Annotated in this window: 21 protein-coding genes; 17 read left to right on the top strand and 4 right to left on the bottom strand. The window is 59.4% G+C overall.

The genetic code is table 11. The features are described from left to right. The first annotated feature begins 53 nt into the window (after positions 1-53). The 14 genes from FHT85_RS23400 to FHT85_RS23335 all read left to right on the top strand — a co-directional run bounded on the left by FHT85_RS23400 (position 54) and on the right by FHT85_RS23335 (position 17,289). Positions 54-1,037, top strand: coding sequence for a quinone oxidoreductase family protein (locus FHT85_RS23400; RefSeq protein WP_112412125.1), 984 nt, complete (start codon positions 54-56; stop codon positions 1,035-1,037). A gap of 42 nt (positions 1,038-1,079) precedes the next feature. After that, the gene (locus tag FHT85_RS23395; RefSeq protein ID WP_112412126.1) at positions 1,080-2,654 is read left to right on the top strand and encodes an ABC transporter ATP-binding protein; all 1,575 of its coding nucleotides are present in this window, start codon (positions 1,080-1,082) and stop codon (positions 2,652-2,654) included. Continuing rightward, positions 2,644-3,729, top strand: a complete 1,086-nt coding sequence (locus FHT85_RS23390) for an ABC transporter permease (protein WP_112338363.1) — start codon at positions 2,644-2,646, stop codon at positions 3,727-3,729. Before FHT85_RS23395 ends, FHT85_RS23390 begins: the two co-directional genes overlap by 11 nt. Next, positions 3,726-4,646, top strand: coding sequence for an ABC transporter permease (locus FHT85_RS23385; RefSeq protein ID WP_112412127.1), 921 nt, complete (start codon positions 3,726-3,728; stop codon positions 4,644-4,646). The genes FHT85_RS23390 and FHT85_RS23385 overlap by 4 nt, the downstream gene beginning before the upstream one ends. 53 nt (positions 4,647-4,699) lie before the next feature. Next, a complete protein-coding gene (locus FHT85_RS23380) occupies positions 4,700-5,776 on the top strand; it encodes a BMP family ABC transporter substrate-binding protein (protein WP_112400646.1) in 1,077 nt (358 codons plus the stop codon). A 141-nt stretch (positions 5,777-5,917) separates the two neighbouring features. Then, positions 5,918-6,880: a galactofuranose ABC transporter, galactofuranose-binding protein YtfQ gene (gene ytfQ / locus FHT85_RS23375; RefSeq protein ID WP_112338366.1), complete on the top strand. Its 963-nt coding sequence runs from the start codon at positions 5,918-5,920 to the stop codon at positions 6,878-6,880. 131 nt (positions 6,881-7,011) lie between these two features. After that, complete coding sequence (gene ytfR, locus FHT85_RS23370) at positions 7,012-8,535, top strand: galactofuranose ABC transporter, ATP-binding protein YtfR (protein ID WP_112412128.1); 1,524 nt, start codon at positions 7,012-7,014, stop codon at positions 8,533-8,535. Next, positions 8,532-9,560 (top strand): ABC transporter permease, encoded by a 1,029-nt coding sequence (locus FHT85_RS23365; protein WP_112338368.1) that lies wholly within the window; start codon positions 8,532-8,534, stop codon positions 9,558-9,560. Before ytfR ends, FHT85_RS23365 begins: the two co-directional genes overlap by 4 nt. Next, positions 9,557-10,525, top strand: a complete 969-nt coding sequence (gene yjfF / locus FHT85_RS23360) for a galactofuranose ABC transporter, permease protein YjfF (RefSeq protein ID WP_112338369.1) — start codon at positions 9,557-9,559, stop codon at positions 10,523-10,525. Before FHT85_RS23365 ends, yjfF begins: the two co-directional genes overlap by 4 nt. Before the next feature lie 28 nt (positions 10,526-10,553). Continuing rightward, positions 10,554-11,288: a FadR/GntR family transcriptional regulator gene (locus FHT85_RS23355; protein WP_405047962.1), complete on the top strand. Its 735-nt coding sequence runs from the start codon at positions 10,554-10,556 to the stop codon at positions 11,286-11,288. 100 nt (positions 11,289-11,388) lie between these two features. Beyond that, the gene (glmU, locus tag FHT85_RS23350) at positions 11,389-12,750 is read left to right on the top strand and encodes a bifunctional UDP-N-acetylglucosamine diphosphorylase/glucosamine-1-phosphate N-acetyltransferase GlmU (RefSeq protein ID WP_112338371.1); all 1,362 of its coding nucleotides are present in this window, start codon (positions 11,389-11,391) and stop codon (positions 12,748-12,750) included. A 114-nt stretch (positions 12,751-12,864) separates the two neighbouring features. After that, entirely contained in the window at positions 12,865-14,691 is a 1,827-nt protein-coding gene (glmS, locus tag FHT85_RS23345) for a glutamine--fructose-6-phosphate transaminase (isomerizing) (protein WP_112400642.1), read from the top strand. A gap of 176 nt (positions 14,692-14,867) precedes the next feature. Further along, positions 14,868-15,560, top strand: coding sequence for a DUF502 domain-containing protein (locus FHT85_RS23340; protein WP_112338373.1), 693 nt, complete (start codon positions 14,868-14,870; stop codon positions 15,558-15,560). Positions 15,561-15,864: 304 nt separating this feature from the next. After that, the gene (locus FHT85_RS23335) at positions 15,865-17,289 is read left to right on the top strand and encodes an esterase-like activity of phytase family protein (RefSeq protein ID WP_409527349.1); all 1,425 of its coding nucleotides are present in this window, start codon (positions 15,865-15,867) and stop codon (positions 17,287-17,289) included. A 42-nt stretch (positions 17,290-17,331) separates the two neighbouring features. Here the strand turns inward: FHT85_RS23335 and recG are convergent, their stop codons facing one another. Beyond that, on the bottom strand, positions 17,332-19,437 hold the full coding sequence (recG, locus tag FHT85_RS23330) for an ATP-dependent DNA helicase RecG (RefSeq protein ID WP_112412153.1): 2,106 nt from the start codon (positions 19,435-19,437) through the stop codon (positions 17,332-17,334). A 173-nt stretch (positions 19,438-19,610) separates the two neighbouring features. Between recG and FHT85_RS23325 the strand changes: the two genes are divergently transcribed. Both FHT85_RS23325 and mfd read left to right on the top strand, forming a co-directional pair. Beyond that, positions 19,611-19,925 (top strand): succinate dehydrogenase assembly factor 2, encoded by a 315-nt coding sequence (locus FHT85_RS23325; protein WP_112338374.1) that lies wholly within the window; start codon positions 19,611-19,613, stop codon positions 19,923-19,925. After that, positions 19,922-23,422, top strand: coding sequence for a transcription-repair coupling factor (mfd, locus tag FHT85_RS23320; RefSeq protein WP_112400640.1), 3,501 nt, complete (start codon positions 19,922-19,924; stop codon positions 23,420-23,422). The genes FHT85_RS23325 and mfd overlap by 4 nt, the downstream gene beginning before the upstream one ends. A 48-nt stretch (positions 23,423-23,470) precedes the next feature. Here the strand turns inward: mfd and ubiA are convergent, their stop codons facing one another. Then, positions 23,471-24,385, bottom strand: coding sequence for a 4-hydroxybenzoate octaprenyltransferase (gene ubiA / locus FHT85_RS23315; protein WP_112412154.1), 915 nt, complete (start codon positions 24,383-24,385; stop codon positions 23,471-23,473). 152 nt (positions 24,386-24,537) lie between these two features. Beyond that, positions 24,538-24,960, bottom strand: a complete 423-nt coding sequence (locus tag FHT85_RS23310) for a RidA family protein (protein ID WP_112338376.1) — start codon at positions 24,958-24,960, stop codon at positions 24,538-24,540. A 163-nt stretch (positions 24,961-25,123) separates the two neighbouring features. On the opposite strand from FHT85_RS23310, the gene FHT85_RS23305 reads away from it, so the two are divergent. Further along, entirely contained in the window at positions 25,124-25,711 is a 588-nt protein-coding gene (locus tag FHT85_RS23305) for a TetR/AcrR family transcriptional regulator (RefSeq protein WP_112338377.1), read from the top strand. A gap of 80 nt (positions 25,712-25,791) precedes the next feature. On the opposite strand, the gene FHT85_RS23300 is transcribed toward FHT85_RS23305, so the two are convergent. Next, positions 25,792-26,463: a DsbA family oxidoreductase gene (locus FHT85_RS23300; protein WP_112338378.1), complete on the bottom strand. Its 672-nt coding sequence runs from the start codon at positions 26,461-26,463 to the stop codon at positions 25,792-25,794. Between the last annotated feature and the right edge of the window lie 52 nt (positions 26,464-26,515).

Raw genomic sequence — 26,515 nt, 5'->3', positions numbered from 1 at the left:
TCCTAGGTCGTCAGTAAGGCCCGTCCCTAGGACGTCAGTAAGGATTGTGCATCATGAAGAAGACCAAGGTTATCCGCATTCATGAAAATGGCGGTCCGGAGGTCATGAAGCTGGAGGAGGCGGATCTGCCGCCTCCCGGCGCGGGTGAGGTGCAGCTTCGTCAAGCCGCGATCGGCCTCAACTTCATCGATGTCTATTTTCGATCCGGCCTCTACAAGGCACCTCAGTTTCCATTGCCGCTCGGCAAGGAAGCTGCGGGCACGATCACCGAAGTCGGGCCTGGCGTGATCGATTTTGCTGTCGGCGATCGCGTCGCCTATGTCGGCAGCGATGGCGCCTACAGCGTCGAGCGCAATATCGAGACGCGTCATCTGGTCAAGGTGCCCGATGATATCACGCTCGAAACCGCGGCATCGATGATGCTGAAGGGCATGACGGCCGAATATCTGCTGAACCGCACCTTCAAGGTCGGCCCTGGAACGACGCTTTTGTTCCACGCGGCCGCCGGTGGCGTTGGCCTGATCGCCGGCCAGTGGGCCAAAGCCCTCGGCGCCGAAACCGTCATCGGCACTGCCGGTTCCGCCGAAAAGGTCGAATTGGCGCTGGCACATGGCTACGACCACGTCGTCGACTACAGCAAGGAGAATTTTGCCGAGCGCGTTCGCGAAATCACCGGAGGCAAGGGCGTCGATGTCGTCTATGACTCGGTTGGGAAGGATACTTTCCCGCAGTCGCTCGATTGTCTGAAGCCGCGCGGTATGTGGGTCACCTTCGGCCAGTCTTCCGGTCCGATCGAGAATTTCAATCTCGCCATCCTCAACCAGAAGGGTTCGCTCTTTGCCACGCGGCCGAGCCTTTTCGCCTATGTCGGTACACCTGAGGAGTTGAGAGCCAGTGCAAAGGCGTTATTTGCTGTTGTGCAAAGCAGCAAAGTGCGTATCAATATTCATCAAACTTATCCGCTTGTTGACGCAGGGCGCGCACATGCGGATCTGGAAGCCAGGAAAACGAGTGGAACTACACTGCTGATCCCATAGATCCGTAAAGGGCAGGAACGGTGGGAAGGAAATGAGGGGAACGTGTCGTCATCCGATGCGCCGGCAACCGGCGCACTATTGTCGGTTCGCAAACTGACGAAACTGTTTGGCAGTTTTACTGCTTGCAACGAAATCGATCTTGAAATCCAGCCGGGAGAAATTCACGCTCTCCTCGGAGAAAACGGCGCAGGCAAATCGACGCTCGTCAAGATGTTGTTCGGCGTGCTCGAACCGTCGCATGGGCAGATCGTCTGGCAGGGGCAGCCTGTGGCGATCGATGCGCCGGGCACAGCGCGCAAGCTCGGCATCGGCATGGTCTTTCAGCATTTTTCTTTGTTCGAGGCGCTGACGGTCGCGGAAAATATAGCGCTCTCGCTCGACAGCAACATCCCGCTCGCAAAAATTTCCGAGGAAGCCGCGAAGCTCTCTCACGCCTATGGCTTGCCGCTCGATCCGAATGCGCATGTGGCCGATCTGTCCGTCGGTGAACGCCAGCGCATCGAGATCGTTCGGGCTCTCCTGCAAAACCCTAAACTGATCATTCTCGACGAGCCCACCTCCGTTTTGACGCCGCAGGAAGCCGATCGACTGTTCGAAACGCTATTCAAGCTGAGGGACGAAGGGCGCTCGGTGCTTTATATCAGCCACCGGCTGGAGGAAGTGCAGCGCATCTGCTCGCGCGCCACCGTCCTGCGTCACGGCAAGGTTACAGGCGCCTGCGATCCCAGGCAGGAAACGACCGGTTCGCTTGCCCGCATGATGGTCGGCAGCGATGTCGCCAGCGTGCAGCACGAGGGGCTTGGCAACAAGGGCGATATTCTCTTGGAGATCGCAGGCCTTTCGGCACCGGCGAGAACCCCGTTTGCCATAGCGCTGAAGGACGTTTCCCTGCGTGTACGGGCCGGTGAGATATTGGCGATTGCCGGCGTTGCCGGTAACGGCCAGGGCGAATTGTTCGATGTCATTTCCGGCGAATACACCGTCCCCGCGGATGATCGAGTCCAGCTTCGCGGCAAGTCCGTCGGCACCAAGGGCATTAATGCGCGCCGGCTGATCGGCGCTGGCTTCGTGCCCGAGGAACGCCACGGTCATGCTGCGGTATCGACGTTGAAGTTGTCGGATAACCTCGTGCTTGCCCGGCATCAGTCGGATCGCAAGTCGTTCCTGAGTGGTGGCTTCTTCAATGTCATCAGGCACGGCGCGGTCAAGCAGGCGACGAAGCGCATCTGCGAGGCGATGGATGTCCGCAAGAGCGGCGAGGATCCGGCTGCCGGCGCGTTGTCCGGCGGCAATCTGCAGAAGTTCATCGTCGGCCGTGAGCTGGATCGCCAGCCGAGCGTGCTCGTCGTCAATCAACCGACCTGGGGCGTTGACGCCGGCGCCGCAAGCCGCATCCGCCAGGCACTGGTCGATCTCGCCCGCGACGGCTCAGCCGTGCTCGTTATCAGCCAGGATCTGGATGAGATTTTCGAAGTCGCGACCGATATTGCCGTCATCTCGGAAGGACGGCTGTCGCCGTCCTATCCGGCCGGTGAGCTGACGCGCGAAAAGATCGGACTGCTGATGGGCGGTCTGCATGAATCGAAGACGCATTCGGAGCCTGCACATGCGCATTGAACTTGAAAAGCGCCCGCAGGTCTCCAAGCTGTTCGGCTTGCTATCGCCCTTGCTTGCTCTCGCATTGGCGTTGATCGCCGGCACCATCATGTTCGCCGTCATGGGCAAGGATCCCGTCGAGGCGCTCGATGCATTCTTCGTCGAACCTCTGCTGGAGGTCTGGTCGCTGCACGAACTGGCGATTAAGGCCGGACCGCTGATCCTGATCGCCGTCGGCCTTTGCCTCTGCTATCGCTCCAACAACTGGAATATCGGCGCCGAAGGGCAATTCACCATGGGCGCGATCGCCGGATCATTCATCCCGATCGTCTTCACCGATTGGCACTCGCCCGTGATCCTGCCTTTGATGCTGATCGCCGGCGCCGTCGGCGGCGCGCTCTATGCCGCCATTCCGGCGCTCTTGAAGGCGCATTTCAATACCAACGAGATTCTGACGAGCCTGATGCTTGTCTATATCGCTCAGCTCTTCCTCGATTGGCTGTCGCGCGGGCCATGGCGCGATCCGCAGGGCCATAACTTTCCGCAGAGCATCGACTTTCCGCCAGAAGCGGTTTTACCGGCGATCTGGGAGGACTCCGGGCGTGCGCATTGGGGCATCGTCTTCGCCGTGGTCGCGGCGATCCTTGCCTGGTTCATTATGAAATATACGCTGAAAGGCTTTGAGATAAGCGTGCTCGGACAGTCGGCGCGGGCAGGGCGCTTTGCCGGTTTTTCCTCGCGGAAAATGGTCTGGTTCGCCTTCCTTGTCTCCGGCGCACTCTCGGGACTGGCAGGTATATCTGAAGTTTCCGGCTCCATCGGCCATCTGCAGCCGGCGATTTCGCCGGGTTACGGTTTCACCGCCATCATCGTCGCCTTCCTTGCGCGCCTTAATCCGCTCGGAGCCATTCTTTCCGGTCTGGTGCTGGCGCTGACCTATCTCGGCGGCGAAGCCGCGCAATTGTCGCCGGGGATATCAGCCAAGGCGGCCAGCGTCTTCCAGGGCTTGCTTTTGTTCTTCGTGCTCTCCTGCGACACACTGATCTATTACAAAATCCGTGTGGTTTGGTCGCGGGTCCGTGGAGGTGCGGCATGAGTGTGTTTGAAGCCATCCTGCTCACCATCATCACCGCGTCGACGCCGCTCGTCATTGCCGGCCTGGGTGAACTGGTGGTGGAACGCTCCGGTGTCCTCAACCTCGGTGTCGAAGGCATGATGATCATCGGTGCGGTCGCCGCTTTTGTTGGAGCGCAGATAAGCGGATCGCCTTATGTCGGCCTGCTGACCGGCATCGTCGGGGGCGCGCTCTTCTCGCTGCTGTTTGGTTTTCTCACGCTGACGTTGGTTACGAACCAGGTCGCGACCGGCCTGGCGCTGACCATCCTTGGGCTCGGCCTTTCGGGCATGATCGGCGAAGGCTATGTCAGCGTGCCGGGCGTGCAGCTGCATGAAATCGTATTTCCGCTGCTGTCGGACATACCGTTCCTCGGTCCGGTACTTTTTAGGCAGGACCTGACCTTCTATCTGTCGATCACGCTGCTCGCCGGCGTCAACTGGTTCCTCTTCCACAGCCGTGCCGGCCTGAAGCTGCGCGCCGTCGGCGATAGCCATGGCTCGGCCCATGCTCTCGGCATCGACGTCATCCGCACCCGTTATCTCGCCGTCATGTTCGGCGGTGCCTGCGCGGGGCTTGCAGGCGCTCAGCTGTCGCTGGTCTACACCCCGCAATGGGTCGAGAACATGTCGGCCGGTCGCGGTTGGGTGACCTTGGCGCTCGTGGTCTTCGCCTCCTGGCGGCCGATGCGCGTGCTGGCCGGCGGTTATCTCTTTGGCGCCGTGACGATCCTGCAATTCCACGCGCAGGGCTTCGGCGTCGGCATACCCTCGCAATTCCTGTCGATGCTGCCCTATGCATCGACTATTGTGGTTCTCGTCATCATCTCTCAAAATCGCCGCGCGACCTTGATCAACACGCCAGCGTCGCTCGGCAAAGCCTTCGTTCCGGAGCGCTGATTGCAACAGCCGGACCGATTTCTGCAAAACATGTCAAACCAGTAGGGGTAACCATGAAAAAACTAGCACTCGCCCTCACAACGACAGCCGCTGCCATCGTTGGTTTCGCTGCCGCCGCTGAAGCGGCACCGACCAAGGTCTGCTTCGTCTATGTCGGTTCGCACACGGACGGCGGCTATTCGCAGGCGCACGATCTCGGCCGTCAGCAGATCCAGAAGGAATTCGGCAACAAGATCGAGACGCCCTATCTCGAAAACGTACCGGAAGGCCCGGATGCCGAGCGCGCCATCGAGCGTCTTGCCCGTTCCGGCTGCTCGCTGATCTTCTCGACTTCCTTCGGCTTCATGGATGCGACCGTCAAGGTTGCCGCCAAGTTCCCGAAGGTGAAGTTCGAACATGCGACCGGCTTCAAGAGCGGCCCGAATCTCGCAACCTACAACTCGCGCTTCTATGAAGGCCGCTATATCCTCGGCCAGATCGCCGCCAAGATGTCGAAGAACCATGGCGCCGCCTACATCGCGTCTTTCCCGATTCCGGAAGTGGTGATGGGTATCAACTCCTTCGAACAGGGCGCCCGTTCGATTGATCCGAGCTTCAAGCTGAAGGTCGTATGGGTCAACACCTGGTTCGACCCGGGCAAGGAAGCCGATGCAGCCAAGGCCATGGTCGACCAGGGTGTCGATATCCTGACGCAGCACACCGATACGACGGCGCCGATGCAGGTGGCTGAAGAGCGCGGCATCCATGCTTTCGGTCAGGCTTCCGACATGATCAAGGCTGGCCCGAAGGCGCAGTTGACGGCGATCATCGACACCTGGGGTAACTACTACTCCAAGCGCGTTCATGCGCTGCTCGATGGCACGTGGAAGTCCGAGCAGAGCTGGGACGGCCTGAAGGACGGCATCCTGAAGATGGGCGACTATACGAATATGCCCGACGACGTGAAGAAGATGGCTCAGGAAACCGAAGCCAAGATCAAGTCAGGCGAGCTTGCTCCCTTCACCGGCCCGATCAACAAACAGGACGGTACGCCCTGGCTCAAGGCCGGCGAAAAGGCCGATGACGGGACGTTGCTCGGCATGAACTTCTACATCGAAGGCGTGGACGACAAGCTGCCGGCTTCTAAGTAAGCAGAAGAAATAGTTTAAGTTGAAAAGGGGCGTTCAAAACGCCCCTTTTTGTTGCGTTGCAACATCGAATGATGATTTACAAAAGTATTACTATATGATTTTTAAACCTTGGCCTGAGGAAATGGCCTTTGGGAGGAAATCATGAAGTTGAAGACTGCACTGATCAGTGCGACGATGCTGGCTGCCTGCATGTTCACATCGGCATCGGCTAAAGACCTGGTCGTCGGATTCTCGCAAATCGGTTCGGAGTCTGGTTGGCGTGCGGCCGAAACGACGCTGACGAAGCAGGAAGCCAAGAAGCGCGGCATCGATCTGAAGTTCGCCGACGCGCAGCAGAAGCAGGAAAACCAGATCAAGGCGATCCGGTCCTTCATCGCGCAAGGCGTTGATGCGATCCTGCTGGCACCGGTCGTCGAAACCGGCTGGGATGCTGTCCTGAAGGAAGCCAAGGAAGCCAAGATCCCGGTCATTCTGCTTGACCGCACGGTTGCTGCACCGAAGGACCTTTATCTGACAGCTGTCACGTCCGACCTGGTTCATGAAGGCAAGGTCGCCGGTGACTGGCTTGTAAAGACGGTCGGCGACAAGAAGTGCAACATCGTCGAGCTGCAGGGCACGACGGGCTCCTCGCCGGCCATCGCCCGCAAGAAGGGCTTCGAGGAAGCCATCAAGGGTCACGACAACCTGAAGATCGTTCGTAGCCAGACCGGCGATTTCACCCGCGCCAAGGGCAAGGAAGTCATGGAAAGCTTCCTGAAGGCTGAAAACGGCGGCAAGGATATCTGCGCGCTCTACGCCCATAACGACGATATGGCCGTCGGCGCTATTCAGGCGATCAAGGAAGCTGGCCTGAAGCCGGGCAAGGACATCCTGACCGTGTCGATCGATTCGGTTCCGGATCTCTTCAAGGCCATGGCTGCCGGTGAGGCGAACGCAACCGTTGAGCTGACGCCGAACATGGCAGGTCCTGCCTTCGACGCGCTCGATGCGTATTTGAAGACCAAGAAAGAGCCGCCGAAGTGGATCCAGACGGAATCCAAGCTCTATACCCAGGCGGATGATCCGCAGAAGGTCTACGAGCAGAAGAAGGACCTCGGCTACTAAGACGAAAGCCCATCGCACCGGATCGGCAATGCCGCGCCGGTGCGATATCTTGTGCAAGATGCCGGCGCACCCACGGAATGCGCCGGCTATCGCTTTCGCAATTTGATTCATTCCAAGGAAATTCGCGCTTCATGGCTCACGACGTAGAGCGACTTCTGACGGCGACAGGTTTTTGTAAATATTTCCCCGGTTCGACCGCTCTCGATCATGTCGATTTCACATTGATGCGCGGCGAGGTCCATGCGCTTCTCGGCGAGAACGGTGCCGGAAAATCGACCCTGATCAAATGCATGACCGGCGCTTATCGTCGCGATGCGGGCTCTCTGGTGCTCGATGGGGCGGAGATCGATCCGCATGATACGCTTGTCGCTCAGAAGCTCGGTATTGGAACCGTCTACCAGGAAGTGAACCTGCTGCCCAATCTGAGTGTCGCGGAAAACCTGTTTCTGGGCCGCCAGCCGCGACGGTTCGGGATGGTCAGCAGCCGCGTCATGAATAAGATGGCCAGAGATCTGCTGTCACAATATGGCCTGGATATCGATGTCAGCCGCCAGCTCGATCGCTTTTCGGTCGCCATTCAGCAGGTGATCGCCATCGCCCGCGCGGTCGATCTCTCCGGCAAGGTGCTCATTCTCGATGAGCCCACTGCGAGCCTGGATACGCATGAAGTCGAGATGCTGTTCGGCATCGTCAGGCGATTGAAGCAGCGCGGGCTGGGAATTGTCTTCATTACGCATTTCCTGGAACAGGTTTACGAAATCTGCGATCGCATCACCGTTCTCCGCAACGGCCGCCTGGTCGGCACGCGCGATGCGCACGGTCTTCCGCGGCAGACTCTAATCGCCATGATGCTCGGCCGCGAACTCGCCGAGGCTGAAGGCACTATAAAGCAGAGCGAGACGGAAAGCGGCCCGGTCAGATATCATTTCACGAACTTCGGCAAACGCGGCAAGGTCAAGCCGTTCGACATGGAGGTGCGCGTCGGCGAAGTTGTGGGCATTGCGGGCCTGCTTGGCTCAGGGCGGACGGAGACCGCCGAAGTGCTCTTCGGCGTCGAGCGCGCCGACAGCGGCGAGGCGAAAATCGAAGGCAAGCCCATTGCGCTTTCCAGTCCGCGCGCCGCGATCAAGAGCGGCTTCGGCTTTTGCCCGGAAGACCGCAAGACCGATGGGATCATCGGTGATCTCTCCATTCGCGAAAATATCGTCATGGCGCTACAGGCAAGGCGGGGCTGGGCAAGGCCTTTGCCGCGCAGCGAGCAGAACGCCATCGCCGATCGCTATATCAAGGCGCTGGATATCCGCACGACCGACCGCGAAAAGCCGATCAGGCTCCTTTCAGGCGGTAACCAGCAGAAGGCAATCCTTGCGCGATGGCTGGCGACCAATCCAAGCTTCCTCATCCTGGATGAGCCGACGCGCGGCATCGATGTCGGTGCTCATGCGGAAATCATCCGATTGATCGAGGATCTTTGCCGGCAGGGAATGTCCCTGGTGGTCATTTCATCCGAACTTGAGGAGCTTGTCGCCTATAGTTCGCGCGTCATCGTCCTGCGTGACCGCGAACATATTGCCGAGTTGGCCGGAAGTGAGATCACAGCCGGAAATATCGTCGAGGCCATCGCCACGGCTCAAAGGACGCGGGAGGACGCATGAGCTCGCCAATCAAAACCTCCTTGCTTCGGCTGATGCCTCAGCTCATTGCACTCGCGGTTATTCTTCTCTTGAATTTCATAATGTTCCCGCATTTCTTTCATCTGGAAGTTCAGAATGGAAGGCTCTACGGGAGCTTGGTGGACGTACTCAATCGTGGTGCGCCGGTAGCGCTGCTTGCCATTGGCATGACGCTGGTCATCGCCACGAAAGGCATCGATCTGTCCGTCGGCGCGGTCATCGCGATCTGCGGTGCTGTTGCGGCGTCCTCGATCGTTGCCGGCTACTCGCTTTCCTATACGCTGCTGTTGACGATCGGCGTCGGTCTGGCATGCGGGCTCTGGAACGGTTTCCTCGTCGCCGTACTCGATATCCAGCCGATCATCGCAACGCTGGTGCTGATGGTGGCCGGCCGCGGCATTGCGCAATTGATCACTGAGGGCGCGATCCTCACCTTCAACAATGACGGACTGATCTTTCTTGGCAGCGGCTCGTTCGTTGCCCTGCCGATGCCGGTGGTGATCTGGCTTGTCGCTGCGCTTTTGGTGATCGCTTTGGTCCGGCGCACGGCTCTTGGAATGTTGGTCGAAGCCATCGGCATCAATCGCCGGGCAAGCACCTTGTCCGGTATCCGGACCCCGGTCCTGCTGATTGCGGTTTACGCATTGAGCGGCCTTTGTGCCTCCATCGCGGGTATCATCGTTACGGCCGACATTAAGGGTGCGGACGCCAATAATGCCGGTCTGTGGCTTGAGCTGGATGCGATCCTTGCGGTCGTGGTTGGCGGCAATTCGCTGCTCGGCGGTCGTTTCAGCATCGTCGGTTCGCTGATCGGCGCAATGATCATTCAATCGGTCAATACAGGCATCCTGCTCTCCGGCTTTCCGCCGGAATTCAATCTGGTGATCAAGGCGATTATCGTCATCGTCATTCTGGTCATCCAGTCTCCGGCGGTTCAATCCGCCACGTCATTCTTCTGGCGTCGCCGAGACGAGGGGCAGATGGTGCAAAAGGAGCAGGCAAAGTGAATTCGAAATATCTTCCGCTGCTTGCAACGATCCTCATCTTCATTCTGGCCTATATCGCCTGCGTGACGCAGTATCCGAACATGCTGTCGACGCGGGTGATGGGCAACCTGTTGACTGATAACGCATTTTTGGGAATTGCCGCCGTAGGCATGACCTTCGTCATCATCTCGGGCGGCATCGACCTGTCCATCGGCTCGATCATTGCCTTTACCGGTGTTTTCCTGGCCGTCATTCTGCGCGATACGGCGATCCACCCGTTGATCGCGTTCGTTCTTGTTCTTGTCATCACGACGATTTTTGGCGCCGGCATGGGCGCCATCATTCACTATCTCAGCATGCCGCCTTTCATCGTGACGCTGGCCGGCATGTTTCTGGCGCGGGGCATCGCCTTCGTGTTGTCGATCGACAGCATTCCGATCGAGCATGATTTCTACTCTCAGCTCAACGATCTCTATTGGCTGATGCCCGGCGGCGGCCGGCTGACTTTGATCGGCGGTCTCATGCTGCTCGTCTTTGCCGGCGGGATTGTGCTGGCGCAACGCACTCGCTTCGGCGCCAATGTCTATGCTCTCGGTGGCGGCGCTCAAACGGCGGTGCTGATGGGCGTGCCTGTCGGCAAGACGACGATCCAGATCTATGCCCTTTCTGGATTTCTTGCTGGCCTATCCGGAATCGTTTTTTCTATCTATACATCTGCCGGATACTCGCTTGCCACGGTCGGTGTCGAACTCGATGCGATCGCTGCCGTGGTCATAGGGGGAACACTGCTGACGGGAGGAGCGGGATTCGTCGGAGGAACACTCATCGGAATTCTCATACAGGGCTTGATTCAGACCTACATCACCTTCGATGGAACGCTTTCCAGTTGGTGGACGAAGATACTGATAGGCTTGTTGCTGTTTGCCTTTATTCTGATGCAGAAGGGACTTCTGCTGCTTTCCCGCTTAAACCGACGATATGTCTGAGGGAGGGACAGAGCTCTTGCGAAACCGAATGCTTGAGACCGGAAAATCCGAGGGAAAATCGCGCACGAGCCACGCTCAAGTGGTCGATGAGTTGGGTAAGGCGATCGTCTCGGGTGCATTTCCGATCGGAAGCATTCTTCCCGGTGACAGCGAGCTTCTGCAACGGTTCAAGGTATCCCGCACCGTCCTGCGTGAAAGCATGAAGACATTGGCGGCAAAGGGGCTGGTGGTGCCGCGCGCGCGCGTCGGGACGCGCGTGACCGAGAAGATCCATTGGAACATGTTCGATAATGAAGTGCTCAATTGGCATTTCGAGAGCGGCGTCAACAAGGAATTTCTTCTTCATCTTTACGATATACGCATGGCGTTTGAGCCTTTCGCCGCGAGTCTGGTGGCGAAAAGGGCCAGCCGAGAGAATATCGAACTGCTTCGCAATCTTGCAGCCGCCATGGCGGCGCCGCACCATACTTCCGATAGCCTCGCAGTCGCCGATTTGCATTTCCACTTGGCAATTACTGAGGCTTCGCAAAATCCGTTCATGCGATCGCTGGGTGGGCTTATCAAAGCCGCACTGGTTGGCATGTTTCGCATGAGCGCGCCGCCGTCAACCAATGGCTTCGCCAATATTGCTGATACGCATATGGCCATAGTGGACGCGATAGCGGCACGGGACGGCCTTGCTGCCCATAAGGCGATGGAATTCGTGATCATCGATGGGCGTCAGCATGTCCTCGAAGCTTTCGAGGCTCTTGCCGAGGCCTGAGGTCGCCTTGAATTTCGCCGTAGTTCATCGCTCGACTTGTTGATATGAGGGGAGTCACTCGGCCTGTGCCGACGCCTGACCGTATATCTCGGAGCCTGAAATGGAACGCAGCTGCCTCGCCATCATCCTCGCCGCCGGCGACAGTACCCGCATGAAGTCATCGATGTCGAAGGTCCTGCATCCGATTGCCGGGCGCCCGATGATCGCCCATGTCATGGATGCGATCTCCAAGACCGGGATTTCGGCGGCTGCTCTGGTTGTCGGGCGCAATGCGGATGAGGTTAGTACCGCAGCGTCGATCGGCGGCATCACCATCGAATCCTATCTTCAGAAGGAACGTCTCGGCACGGGCCATGCCGTGCTGGCGGCGCGCGAGGCGATTGCTCGCGGATATGACGATATTATCGTTGCCTACGGAGACGTCCCTCTGCTGACCGATGTGCCGCTTCGTGCTGCCCGCCAGGGACTGGCCGATGGTAACGACATCGTCGTCATCGGATTTCATACGGAACATCCCAACGCCTATGGCCGATTGCTGGTCAAGGATGGCGAGCTGATCGCCATTCGAGAAGCCAAGGATGCAACCGATGCCGAACTCGCGATAAAATGGTGCAATAGCGGGCTGATGGCGATCAACGGCCGCAAGGCGCTGGAGCTTCTCGACCGCATCGGCAACAACAATGCCAAGGGCGAATATTACCTCACCGATCTCGTCGAGATCGCCCGCTCGCTTGGCGGACGCGCCGTTGCCGTCGATGCGCCCGAAGTCGAGATGACCGGCTGCAACAACCGCGCCGAACTTGCCTTCATCGAGCGCCTCTGGCAGGAGCGCCGCCGGCATGAGGTGATGCTGTTGGGCGTGACCATGATAGCGCCGGAAACCGTTTTCCTCGCCTATGACACCGTGATCGGCCAGGATGCGCTGATCGAGCCGAATGTTGTCTTCGGTCCGGGCGCGGTCATCGAGGGAGGCGCAGTCATTCATGCCTTCTCGCACATCGAGGGCGCCCATGTCAGTGCGGGTGCTACGGTCGGCCCCTTTGCGAGGCTGCGCCCGGGGGCCGATCTCGCCGGTGGCGCCAAGGTCGGCAATTTCTGCGAGGTCAAGAACGGCAAGATTGGCGAGGGCGCCAAAGTCAATCATCTGACCTATATCGGTGATGCGACGATCGGAGCAGGCAGCAATATCGGCGCGGGTACGATCACTTGCAATTATGACGGCGTTAACAAGCATGAAACGCATATCGGCGCCAACGCTTTCGTCGGTTCCAATTCGTCGCTGGTTGCGCCCATCCATATCGGCGACGGCGCATATATTGCTTCCGGCAGTGTCATCACCGAGGATGTTCCGGCCGATGCGCTGGCCTTCGGCCGGGCTCGCCAGGAAGTAAAGCCGGAGCGGGCCAAGGTGATCCGCGAGCGAGCCCTTGCCATCAAGGCAGCGAAAAAGGGCGGCCACTAAACTCTCGCGCGTTGACGTAACGGTCGGAAATCGAAAGTGACCGTTGTGACAATTGAGAAAATTGCAGGAATGATTAGGACTTGCCTTCATATCTGAGGCCAGACGGAGAGCTGTATGTGCGGTATTGTTGGGATCGTCGGAACGAAGCCTGTGGCGGAGCGTTTGGTGGACGCGCTGCGGCGGCTCGAGTACCGCGGCTATGATTCGGCTGGAGTCGCGACGATCCATGACGGCGTGATGGATCGCCGCCGCGCGGAAGGAAAGCTCTTCAATCTGGAGAAGCGGCTGGAGACGGATCCTCTGCCCGGCACGACGGGCATTGCACACACGCGCTGGGCAACTCACGGTGTTCCGAATGAAATCAATGCCCACCCGCATTTCGTGGAAGGCGTTGCCGTCGTCCATAACGGCATCATCGAAAACTTCTCGGAGCTGCGAGAAGAGCTGAAGGCCGAAGGGCAGGAATTTGCCTCGCAGACGGATACGGAAGTTGTCGCCCATCTTCTGGCCAAATATGTCCGCGAGGGCTTGGACGCACGTACAGCCATGCTGAAAATGCTGAACCGCGTGACCGGCGCTTACGCATTGGCCGTTATGTTCCAGAACGATCCTGACACGTTGATGGCGGCGCGTTCTGGCCCGCCGCTTGCCGTGGGTTACGGCAAGGGCGAGATGTTCCTCGGTTCGGATGCGATCGCCCTTGCGCCCTTCACCAATGAGATCAGCTATCTCGTCGACGGCGACTGCGCCATCGTCACCCATGCCGGCGCGACCATTCTCGATTTCAACGGCAATGAAGTGACTAGGCCGCGGCAGATTTCGCAGGCAACCGCCTATGTGGTCGACAAGGGCAATCATCGTCACTTCATGGAAAAGGAAATCTACGAGCAACCGGAAGTCATTTCCCACGCGCTCAGTCACTATGTCGATTTCGCCAGCCATCGCGTGCGCCCGGATGTTTCGGCCATCGATTTCGGCGGTGTTTCCGGCCTCGCCATATCAGCCTGCGGTACGGCCTATCTCGCCGGCCTTGTGGGTAAATATTGGTTCGAGCGCTATGCGCGCCTGCCGGTCGAAATCGATGTCGCCTCCGAGTTCCGCTATCGCGAAATGCCACTGTTGCCGTCGCAGGCCGCCCTATTCATTTCTCAATCCGGCGAAACCGCGGATACCTTGGCTTCGCTCCGCTACTGTCGGGACAACGGCTTGAAGATCGGTGCCGTGGTCAACGTCAGGGAATCGACCATCGCGCGCGAATCCGATGCCGTGTTTCCAATCCTGGCCGGCCCGGAAATCGGTGTCGCCTCGACGAAGGCTTTCACCTGCCAGCTTGCCGTTCTCGCCTCGCTGGCGATTGGAGCCGGCGTCGCTCGAGGTACCATCAGCGCCGAAAATGAACAGGAAATGGTGCGCCATCTTGTCGAGATGCCGCGCATCATGGCGAATGTCCTGAATATCATCCAGCCGCAGATGGAAAGCCTGTCGCGCGAGATCTCGAAATTCAAGGATGTGCTCTATCTCGGCCGCGGCACCAGCTTCCCGCTCGCCATGGAAGGCGCGCTGAAGCTGAAGGAAATCTCCTATATCCACGCTGAAGGCTATGCGGCTGGCGAATTGAAGCATGGGCCGATTGCACTGATCGACGAGAACATGCCCGTTATCGTCATCGCTCCGCATGACCGCTTCTTCGACAAGACCGTTTCCAACATGCAGGAAGTTGCGGCTCGTGGCGGTCGAATCATCTTCATCACGGATGAAATTGGCGCTGCCGCATCGACATTGCCGACCATGGCGACGATCACCTTGCCCGTCGTCGACGAGATCATCGCGCCGATCATATTCTCGCTGCCGATTCAATTGCTTGCCTATCATACGGCCGTGTTCATGGGCACGGATGTCGATCAGCCGCGCAATCTCGCCAAATCGGTCACCGTGGAATAGGATTCCTTTCGCCGTGCATTTGCCGTCACGTCCTCGTGAGTCGATCGCTTGTTCGGCTCACAGATGTGGCTAGCGGGTTGTATGCCGCCCCAATTTCTGGCACGATTCGCCCACGGAGATGGTGGGGAGGGTTTGCCGGGAAGCGGTAGCGACGGGACGGAGTTTTCGAGCGGCGAATGACTGAAAAACTCATCAAAATGTCCGTGACGACGCGGATCAGAAACAATTTCCTGGCCGGCCTGATTATCTGTGCCCCGATTGCCATTACACTATGGCTGACTTGGTCCGTCGTCCATTGGGCCGATAGCTGGGTTCGCCCCTATATTCCCGCGCGCTACGATCCCGAGAGCTATCTGAACTTCGCTGTGCCCGGTACCGGCCTGGTGATCGCGATGATCTTCATCACGATCGTCGGCTTTCTGGCCAAGAACCTGATCGGTCAGAGCATCGTCCGCTTCGGGGAGTCGATCGTCAACCGCGTGCCGCTGGTGCGCACGATCTACAAGAGCGTCAAGCAGATCTTCGAGACTGTGCTGAAAGAGCAGGGCAGCTCGTTCAAGAAGGTAGGGCTGATCGAATATCCAAGCCCGGGCCTCTGGTCCATGGTCTTCATATCGACGGATGCCAAAGGCGAGATCGCTTCGAAATTCAATGCCATGGGTCAGGACATGGTGGCGGTCTTCCTGCCGCCGACGCCGGTGCCGACGGCCGGGTTTCTAGTCTTCGTTCCGCGCGAAAAGATCACCGTGCTCGATATGAGCCCGGAGGATGGTGCCAAGCTGCTGATTTCGGGCGGCCTTGTGGCGCCGGAATACGAGAAGCTGGTCGCAGCCAAGGAATTGCGGCAGCCGGTTCCCGTGGCTCCTTAACCTCAATTGCTCATCTTCCAATAGTTGGATCAATGCCTTCGCGTTCTGCGCGAATTGTCATGCCTCTATCATATTGACGCCTTAGATCGTCAGTCGGGGCAGATAATCGCACGTATCTCAGCATCGTATGTTCGGGGCACAGGCACCGAGCTGCGGTTCTCCAACGCGGTCCGAAACGGCCGGAGATGGATGTCGTTGCCTTCATGAAGTTTTTAATCAGGAGGATATGGTTTTGAGATATATGCGTTCGAAGAGCTTGCCGCTGCTGTCGGCAGCGCTTGCCACATTTGTTTTCACGGCTCCAATGCTGGCGCTGGCGGATAATTCCGTGACGATTGACGGTGTTACGCTGGTCAATAAAGGCCGCGTCGCGATCGGCCGCATTCCGGCCAATCAGCGCGATAAGTTCGGTGAGACTTTCGGCTCCGGTTCAGGCATGTCGATCGATACCAAGAGCTGGGGTCGCAACGCCGACGGCACCTACAAGGGCTCGCTGTGGCTGCTGCCGGACCGCGGTTACAATGTCGCCGGCACCACCGATTACCGTGCGCGTCTCAACACCATCGATATCAAACTGACGCCGGTTGCCTCCGGTGCAACGCCTCCAGCCGGTAAGGAACAGGCGGGCGTCGAAGCCAAGCTCGCGGATACGCTGCTGTTGAAGGACAATAAGGGCAACGGAACCACCGGTCTTGACCCAGCCAACGGCGTTCGCCAGGCGGAAGGCGGCTTGCCACTTTTGCCACAGGCACCAAACGGCAAGATTTCGCTCGATAACGAAGCCATTGCCCGGCTGCCCGATGGTTCGATGTTCATCAGTGATGAGTACGGTCCCTATATCTACCGCTTCTCGGCGGGTGGGCTGATGATCTCGGCCACGGCACCACCGGCCGCGTTTCTGCCGATGCGCCACGGCGCCGTGAATTTTTCCTCGAACAATCCCGGCCCGGGCGAAACCGCTCCCGATCCGAAAGATCCGACCAGCGGACGCCAGAACAACCAAGGCTTCGAGGGCATGTCCCTGACCCCGGACGGTAAGTTCCTGATCGTCGTGCTCCAGTCCGCGACTCGCCAGGATGGCGGCGATTCCAGCTCCACGCGCCAGAATACCCGCGCGCTTGTCTATGATGCCGCCGACCCTGCAAATCTGAAGCTGGTGCACGAATATGTCGTGCCTCTGCCGGTCTTCACCAACGACAAGGGCAAGACGGCCGTTGCCGCCCAAAGCGAAATCGTGGCGCTCTCACCGACAAGCTTCCTGATGCTCGCGCGCGATAGCAACAATGGCTACGGCCAGAAGGGCGACAAGTCGCTCTATCGCAGCGTTGTGGCTGTCGATGTTTCCGCTGCCACCGATATTGCCGGCGGCAAGTTCGACGGCGACACAGCTGTCGCGCCGAAGGGCGTTCTTGATCCTTCAGTCAAGCCGGCGGCAGTCAGCAATTTCATCGATATCAACGACAGCGCCGATCTAGCGCGCTTTGGTCTGCATAACGGCGCGCCGAACGACCGCAACAACCTCTCGGAAAAGTGGGAGGCCATGTCGCTCGTCAGCGTTCAGGATCCGAAGCTGCCTGACGATTACTTCCTGTTCGTCGCCAATGACAACGACTTCATCACCCAGGATGGTTTCCAGGTCGGCGCTGCCTACAAGGATGATAGTGGCGCGGATGTCGATACCATGTTCCAGGTATTCCAGGTTACCATTCCCGGTCTCGCCGCAAAGTGATCTGATGAAACGGGGGTGGACGCGGCTAACGCGTCCATCCGCCTACCCCGCTCGCAGGAAGCGGATCGCCTCGTCGCGGCGGAAGAGATAGAGCAGGGTGCGTACCGCACTGCCACGCTCACTGGTCAGTTCCGGATCGCGCTCGATCAGATAGGCGGCATCCTTGCGGGCGATTTCTAGAAGATCGGCATGGGCTTCTAGGCTGGCGATGCGGAAGCCTGGCGTGCCGGATTGGCGTGTCCCAAGAAGCTCACCTTCGCCGCGCAGCTTCAAATCCTCCTCAGCAATTCGGAAGCCGTCTTCCGTCTCGCGCATGATCGACAACCGCGCATGTCCAGTTTCGCCGAGCGGCCCTTTGTAGAGAAGGATGCAAGTGGAAGCCTCATCCCCGCGACCGACGCGTCCGCGCAACTGATGAAGCTGTGCCAGGCCGAAACGTTCAGCATGTTCGATGACCATGATCGTCGCGTCCGGCACGTCGACGCCCACCTCGACGACCGTCGTGGCCACCAGCAGGCGGATCTCGCCGTTCTTGAACGCCATCATCACAGTGTCTTTCTCCGGGCCGCTCATCCGGCCATGGATGAGACCGATGCCTGGGCCGAGCGCCTTGGTCAGTGTCTCATGCCGCTCCTCCACCGACATTAAATCGGATTCTTCGGATTCCTCCACAAGTGGGCATATCCAATAGGCTTTTTTACCTTCCGCTAGCGCACTCCTTAGGCGCGCGACGATGTCGCCTGTTCGTTCATTCGGAATGGTGATCGTCTGGATCGGCTTGCGGCCCGCGGGCTTCTCGGTGAGCTTCGAAACGTCCATGTCGCCGAATGCGGCCAGCACCAGCGTTCGCGGTATAGGCGTTGCGGTCATAACGAGCATGTGGGGCGAAATGCCCTTCGCAGTTAGCCGCAGGCGCTGATGGACGCCGAAACGATGCTGCTCGTCGACGACAGCCAGCATCAGATTGGCATAGGCGACGCTATCCTGAAACAACGCATGCGTGCCGATGATGATCTGCGCTTCGCCGGAGGCGATGCGCTCCAGGATCGCATCCCGTTCGCGCCCCTTCGTGCGGCCTGTGAGAACTTCGACGGAAAGGTTTGCACTCGCTGCGAATTTCGAAATTGTCGCGTAATGCTGGCGGGCGAGAATTTCGGTCGGTGCCATCAGCACGGCTTGGCCGCCGCTTTCGATCACGGCGGCGATCGCCATCAGCGCCACCAGCGTCTTGCCCGCGCCGACGTCGCCTTGCAGCAGTCGCAGCATGCGCTCGGTGCCTGCCATATCCTTAAGAATATCGGCAACCGCATCACGCTGACTATTCGTCATCGAGAAGGGCAGCGATTCCAGGATCTTGCCGCTGATTTCTCCAGTTGCATGCACGGGTTGACCGGCAACCTTGCGCAACCTCTGGCGCACCAGCGAAAGCGACAATTGCCCCGCCAGGAATTCGTCATAGGCCAGCCGGCGCCGCGCCGGTGCCTGCGGATCGATATCCGCCGCATCCCTGGGCGCATGCAGCATGTGGAAGGCATCGGAGATCGAGGGAAAGCCCTGCTTCTGCGTCAGGGCGATATCATCCCACTCTGGCAGCTGCGGAATGCGCGGCAATGCTGCCTCTATCGTCTTGCGCAGGAACTTCGGCGTAAGCCCGGCGGTTAGCGGATAGACCGGCTCGACCAGCGGCAGGTTTTCCGCCTCGCTCTCGCGCATGATATAATCCGGATGTACCATAGACGGGCGGCCGTTGAACCAGTCGACCTTGCCACTGACGGTAACGGTTTCATCGATCGGCAGCTGCTTTTCGAGCCACTGTGCCTTGCCACGAAAAAAGACCAGCGCTAGTTCGCCTGTTTCGTCGTGTAGATAGACGCGATAGGGCACGTTGCTGCGCGGGTTGGGTGGCGGCTGGTGGCGATCGACGCGGCCGGTGATGGTGACGATGGCGCCCTGCGGTGCTCTCGCGATACCGGGCTGCTCGCGCCGGTCGATGATCGAATGCGGCGCGTGGAAAATAAGGTCGATGACGCGGCAATCGTCGATCGTCTCGCGATCGAGCAGCTTCACCAGCAGCTCGGATACCTTCGGCCCGACGCCTGATAGCGAAGAAATGGAGGCAAATAGCGGGTCGAGGATGGCGGGACGCATGGCCGGCAAAATGCGACGGGCAGGGCGCATTTGGCAAGGGGCAGCGGGAAACTCGGCGCCGTTGAGCCTAACACTCCCCGGAAAATTGCATCGCGGGTGCTTTTTTCTGAAAAACCGGTTCCCACCTTTGAGCGCTGGTTTTATAGAGACGCATCAACATAAAGGTGTTTTTGATGACTGGGCTGACCCTCAGCAGTGCCGATCTCGATCCTCGCCGTCGGCGCATCCTTTTCCGTTGCTGGCATCGCGGCATCCGCGAGATGGATCTCGTCTTCGGCCAATTTGCCGACAACGAGCTGCCGCGCCTCGCTGAAGCCGATCTCGATGAGCTCGAGCGCATCATGGCCGAAGAGGACAACGATCTCCTGAAGTGGATCCTCGGTAGCCAGCCGACGCCGCAGCATCTGCGCACACCGCTCTTTGAGCGCCTGGCATCCTATAAGCCCGATTTCGAAGAGATCGCCGAAAGGTTCGGATTAACGAAATGATCCCCGGTTTCGATGCGAAGAAGCTGCTCGCCGCCAGCGAGCCGACAACGATCGGTCATGTTCCGGCCGGTCTTGAGCCGTTCCTGATTGCCGAAATGGCAAAGGCCGGCCAGCCGGTCGCCTATGTCATGTCCGACGGCCAGCACATGGCCGATGTCGAGCAGATGCTCGGCTTCATCGCGCCTGAAATTCCGGTACTCACCCTGCCGGCCTGGGATTGCCTTCCCTATGACCGCGTTTCCCCAAGCTCCGACGCCTCGGCCCGGCGCTTGGCGGCTTTGTCCGGCCTGATCGCGCATCATCACAAGCCGCATGCAGCCGTTGTGCTGGTGACCGTCAACGCCATGCTGCAGAAGGTCGCCCCGCAGGATATCATCGAAAGCCTGGCGTTCTCGGCACGTCCGGGGAACCAGGTCCGGATGGACGATATTGCGGCTCGTCTCGAGCGTAACGGCTTCGAGCGCGTGGCAACCGTGCGTGAGGTCGGCGAATATGCCGTGCGCGGCGGCATTCTCGATGTCTTCGTTCCGGGCACGGAAGAGCCGGTGCGCCTCGATTTCTTCGGCGATACGCTGGAAAGCATCCGCAGCTTCGATCCGGCCAGCCAGCGTACGACAGGGCAGGTGCGTTCGCTCGATCTCAATCCGATGAGCGAAGTGACGCTGACGCCGGATACGATCAGCCGCTTCCGCAAGAACTATCTCTCCGCCTTCGGCGCCGCCACGCGCGATGACGCTCTCTATCTCGCCGTGTCCGAAGGTCGGCGATACGCCGGCATGGAACATTGGCTGCCGCTGTTCTACGAGAAGCTCGAGACGGTCTTCGATTACCTTAAAGGCTTTCGCTTGGTCACGGATCACACCGTGCGCGAGGCGGCCGAGGAGCGCTCCAAGCTCGTCTTCGACTATTACGACGCCCGCCTTCAATCCGGCCAGCAGGCCAAGGGGCAGATGGCACAGGGCACGCCCTATAAGCCAGTAACGCCCGGCCAGCTCTATCTCGATGGCAAGGCATTCGGCAATGCGCTTGACGCCTTCGACGCTATCCGTATTTCGCCCTTCAACGAGCATGAGGGCGAGGCGCGTCGCGTCATCGAGCTTGATGCCCGCCAGGGGCCGCGCTGGGCGCGGTCAGCGACCGACACAACCGATAGCGAGCGCGTCAACGTCTTCGATGCAGTCGTTAAGCATATCGCCGACAAGCGGGCTTCGGGCGGCAAGGTGCTGATTTCGGCCTGGACGGAAGGCTCGCTCGATCGCCTCCTGCAGGTGCTATCCGAACACGGGCTGGCGCGCGTCAAGACGATCGAGGCCTTCAAGGACCTTGGCGGCCTGGCGAAGGGTGAGGCGGCCGCGGCCGTGCTCAGCCTCGAAGCTGGTTTCGAAGCTGGCGATCTGATCGTTATCGGCGAGCAGGATATTCTCGGCGACCGCATGGTGCGCCGTTCGAAGCGGCGCAAGCGCGCCGCCGACTTCATTTCGGAGGTGGCGGGCCTGGACGAAGGCTCGATCGTCGTTCATGCCGAGCACGGTATCGGCCGTTTCGTTGGCCTCAGGACCATCGAGGCAGCCGGCGCACCGCACGCCTGCCTCGAGCTGCAATATGCCGACGATGCCAAGCTGTTCCTGCCGGTCGAAAACATCGATCTACTCTCGCGTTATGGCGGCGAGGGCACCGAGGCGCAGCTCGACAAGCTCGGCGGCGGCGCATGGCAGATGCGCAAGGCCAAGCTCAAGAAGCGCCTGCTGGATATGGCCGGCGCCTTGATCCGCGTCGCGGCCGAACGCCTGACGCGGCATGCGCCTGTACTCAGCACGCCGGACGGACTGTATGACGAATTTGCCGCGCGCTTCCCGTATGACGAGACCGACGACCAGATGAACGCTATCGAGGCGGTGCGTGAAGATCTTGGTGCCGGCCGACCGATGGATCGCCTCGTCTGCGGCGATGTCGGCTTCGGCAAGACGGAAGTGGCGCTGCGCGCAGCCTTCGTCGCTGCCATGAATGGCGTGCAGGTAGCCGTTGTCGTGCCGACGACGCTGCTTTCGCGCCAGCATTTCAAGACCTTCTCCGAGCGCTTCCGTGGGCTGCCGATCCGCATACAGCAGGCATCTCGCCTGGTCGGTTCCAAGGAACTGGCGCTCACCAAGAAGGAAGTGGCCGATGGCAAGACCGATATCGTCGTCGGCACCCACGCGCTCCTCGGCGCCGGCATCCAGTTCGCCAATCTCGGCCTGCTCATCATCGACGAGGAGCAGCATTTCGGCGTCAAGCACAAGGAGCGCCTGAAGGAGCTGAAGAGCGACGTGCATGTGCTGACGCTGTCGGCGACGCCGATCCCGCGCACCTTGCAGCTCGCGATGACCGGTGTACGCGAACTGTCGCTCATCACCACGCCGCCGGTCGACCGCATGGCGGTGCGCACCTTCATCTCGCCCTTCGATTCGCTGGTCATCCGCGAAACGCTGATGCGTGAGCATTATCGTGGCGGCCAGAGCTTCTATGTCTGTCCGCGCCTCGCCGATCTCGCCGATATCCATGCCTTCCTGCAATCGGACGTGCCGGAGCTGAAGGTGGCGGTCGCCCATGGCCAGATGCCCGCCGGTGAGCTGGAAGACATCATGAATGCCTTCTACGAGGGGCGTTATGACGTGCTGCTATCGACGACCATCGTCGAATCCGGTCTCGACGTGCCGACGGCCAACACGCTGATCGTCCACCGCGCCGACATGTTCGGCCTTGCCCAGCTCTATCAGCTCCGCGGCCGTGTCGGCCGCTCCAAGGTCCGTGCCTTCGCACTCTTCACCCTGCCGGTCAACAAGGTGCTGACGACCACGGCGGAGCGCAGACTGAAGGTCCTCCAGTCACTGGACACGCTTGGCGCCGGCTTCCAGCTGGCGAGCCACGATCTCGATATCCGCGGCGCCGGCAATCTGCTGGGCGAAGAACAATCAGGCCATATCAAGGAAGTTGGCTTCGAGCTCTACCAGCAGATGCTCGAGGAGGCCGTCGCCGAGGTCAAGGGCGTCGACGAGATCCAGGATACCGGCTGGTCGCCGCAGATCTCCGTCGGCACGTCTGTCATGATTCCGGACGACTATGTGCCCGATCTGCATCTGCGCATGGCGCTCTATCGCCGCCTCGGCGAGATCACGGAGCTGAAGGAGATCGACGGGTTCGGCGCCGAAATGATCGATCGTTTCGGTCCCTTGCCGATGGAGGTGCAGCACCTCCTCAAGGTCGTCTACATCAAGTCACTCTGCCGCATCGCCAATGTCGAGAAGCTGGATGCCGGTCCGAAGGGTGTCGTCGTCCAGTTCCGCAACAAGGAATTCCCGAACCCGGCTAATCTCGTCGGCTACATCGCCAAGCAGGGCACCATGGCCAAGATCCGCCCCGACCATAGCGTCTTCCTGACCCGCGACCTGCCGACGCCGGAGAAGCGGCTGCAGGGAGCGGCAGTTGTCATGACGCAGCTGGCGGAGCTTGCGAAATAGGACGTGGGCTCTGAGCCGAAAATCCGCATCTCTTCCTTTGGGCGCGGCTTATAGAGTTCCAGCAAAGGCCGCTGCGGCCAGCAACATACCCGTTAGAATATTCGCTAGAAACAGCCGGTAGCTGATCTCTGGGCGTGAAAGATTGAGGCGCCAAGTCTGCCAGCCGAGATGGGCGGCGATGACAAGCATTCCTGTCGCATAAGGCAATGACATGCCCGTCAACCATCCACCGGCGGACCATGCCGCGATGGCAATGGTATAGAACAGGCCGATACATGCCCTGCCGCGGTTGCCGAACAGGATTGCGGTCGACTTCAAGCCCAGTCGCGTATCGTCGCGAACATCGACATAGGCATAAACGGTATCGTATCCGATCTGCCAGGCGATGGCTCCAAGCCACATCAGAACCGCACCGACGGGGATCGCGCCTGTGACTTCCGACCAGGCCATCAGCATTCCCCAATTGAATGCTGCGCCAAGCACGGACTGGGGCCAGTATGTGAAACGCTTGCAGAGCGGATAAACAAAGACGAGGGGCAGGACACTGATCGCGACGAGGCGCGTAAAGGGCGTCAGAAGAAATATAAGCGAGGCGGCCAGCGCCAGTTCCGCCGCAAGAAACAGCACGGCCTGCCGCACGCCGATTTGACCGCTTGCCAAGGGGCGGAAGCGGGTTCGCTCGACATGGCCGTCGAATTTCCGATCTGCGATGTCGTTGACCGTCGAGCCTGCGCTTCTCATCAGCAATGCGCCCAGCGAGAAGATGGCCAGCTGTCTGATATCTGGAAAACCGTATGAGGCTTGAATGAGCGCTGCCCAGCAGGGAAAAAGCGTGAGCCAAATGCCGACCGGCCGGTCCAGCCGCGCAAGTCGCGTGTAGGGTCTCAACGCCGCAGGCAAACGGCGATCCACCCAGTCTCCCAGTGTTATATCGCTCAGATCGGGGCGGGTGGAAACGTTCATCATCGAAATCCGCAGTTTCATCGACGAAGAAAAGTAGCGACTTCCGCACATCTCGCAACGGCTGGAAGCGCGGCTGCACAAATTTAGCTTTGACGGCCACGCCCAGCCCGCGACGGTCATTTTCCGCCGCGAGCTGAAATCTGACCATACCCTCAAGCCGCCCGCGGCTCGCGCATCTCCCCAGAATCCGGAATGCGCGCGATGACCTTGATTTCGAAATCGAAGCCCGCCAGCCAATTGACGCCGATCGCCGTCCAGTTCGGGTAGGGTTTTTCGGTGAAGATCCGGTTCTTGACGGCCATGATCGCACCGAACTGCCGCTCCGGGTCTGTGTGGAACGACGTGACATCGATGATGTCATCGAAGGTGCAGCCTGCCGCTTCCAAAGTTGCCTGCAGGTTGTCGAAGGCGAGCTGGACCTGCTTTTCGAAATCCGGTTCTGGGCTTCCATCCGCGCGGCTGCCGACCTGACCGGAGACGAACAGCAGTTCGCCGGAGCGGATTGCGGCGGAATAGCCATGCTCCTCATAAAGCGCATGCCTGTTCTTCGGGAAGATTGCGTTACGTGTCGTCATAATGTTTGGCTTTCGTTGATGTGAAAAGATCGGAAGAACGCAAGCTCACGCGAGACTTCCAAACTGCCGCTTCGTTTGATATACGACATGTATGTGAAATATTCATATGCGCGACGTATGTCAATATTTCAAATACGAAACGTATGTGAAATTTGAGAGTGATATGGCAAAGCGCCTGGAAACCATGGAAGAAAATCGGAGCAAGCTGATTGCCGCTGCGCGGAAAGCCTTTGCGGAGAAAGGATTTGCGGCGGCCTCAATGGATGAGCTGACGGCAGACGTCGGCCTGACGAGAGGCGCCCTCTATCATAATTTCGGCGACAAGCGCGGATTGCTCGCCGCCGTCGTCGATCAGATCGACAACGAACTGGCGCTGCGGGCGAAGGAGATCGGCGCGCAGGCGGATGGGGACTGGCAAGGTCTGCTTGCGGAAGGCGAGGCCTACATCAAGATGGCTCTCGATCCGGAGGTCCAGCGCATCGTCTTGCTCGACGGTCCGGCCGTTCTGGGCGACCCCTCGAAATGGCCCAGCCAGAACAGCTGTCTCGCCGGCACCCGGCAGACGGTCTCAAAACTTCTGGAACAAGAGGTGGTCAAGCCGGTCGATCCCGAGGCGGCAGCCCGGCTCATTTCCGGTGCGGCGCTGAATGCCGCCCTCTGGGTTGCTGCCAGCGATAATCCGGCGGAAGTGCTGCCCAAGGCGATAGAAGCCTTCCGGGCGATGGCTTCGGGATTACTGGCAAAAACCTGATGCCGGTATGACGCGGCTACTTCCGCGATCTGCGATTCGCGGAAGCTCTTGCAGCTATGATCGAAAAAGCGGAATCCCGCTTAGTTCATCCCCGCCCGTGCTTCCGCTTTCATCTTGGCGATGTCGCGCAAGGCCTCGACGAGCACGTCCGGTGTCTGCGCGCCGCTGATGGCATATTGCTGGTCGAAGATGAAGAAGGGAACGCCGTTGACGCCGATCTTCTGGGCGGCGTCGATCTCGCCGATGATGAGATCGCGGTCGGCGTCGGAGGCAAGCAGGGTTGATATGACGGAGCGGTCGAGGCCGGCCTTTTCGGCAATATCGAGCAGTACGGCATGATCGCCGATATTGAGGCCCTCTTCGAAATTGGCCTTGAAGAGAGCATCCACCACCTTGTCCTGCTTTTCGCGGCTTTCGGTGACCGACCAGTGGATGAGGCGATGGGCATCGAGCGTGTTCGGGCCGATCTTGATGGCGTCAAAATCGAACTTGATTCCCACTTCGCGGCCGAGCTCGGTTAACATCTTGTGCCCCTCGGCGACACGCTCGGCGCCGCCAAGCTTTTGCTCCAGCGCCTTTTTCTGGTCGACGCCTTCGGGCGGATAGTCGGGATTGAGCCGATATGGTCGCCAGTTGAGGTCGACGCCTACTTCGTCTTGCACCTCGGCAATGGCGAGCTCCAGGCGGGCCTTGCCGAGATAGCACCATGGGCAGACGACATCCGAGACGATGTCGATCGTGATGCGTTCCATGGTTTTATCCTTTCGGTTTTTCGCGCTGTTCTTCTCCATCTATGCCTTTGTG

It is taken from the genome of Rhizobium sp. BK312 (assembly GCF_014193605.1).
Taxonomy (GTDB): domain Bacteria; phylum Pseudomonadota; class Alphaproteobacteria; order Rhizobiales; family Rhizobiaceae; genus Rhizobium.
This window is presented reverse-complemented; position numbering and strand designations above follow the sequence as displayed.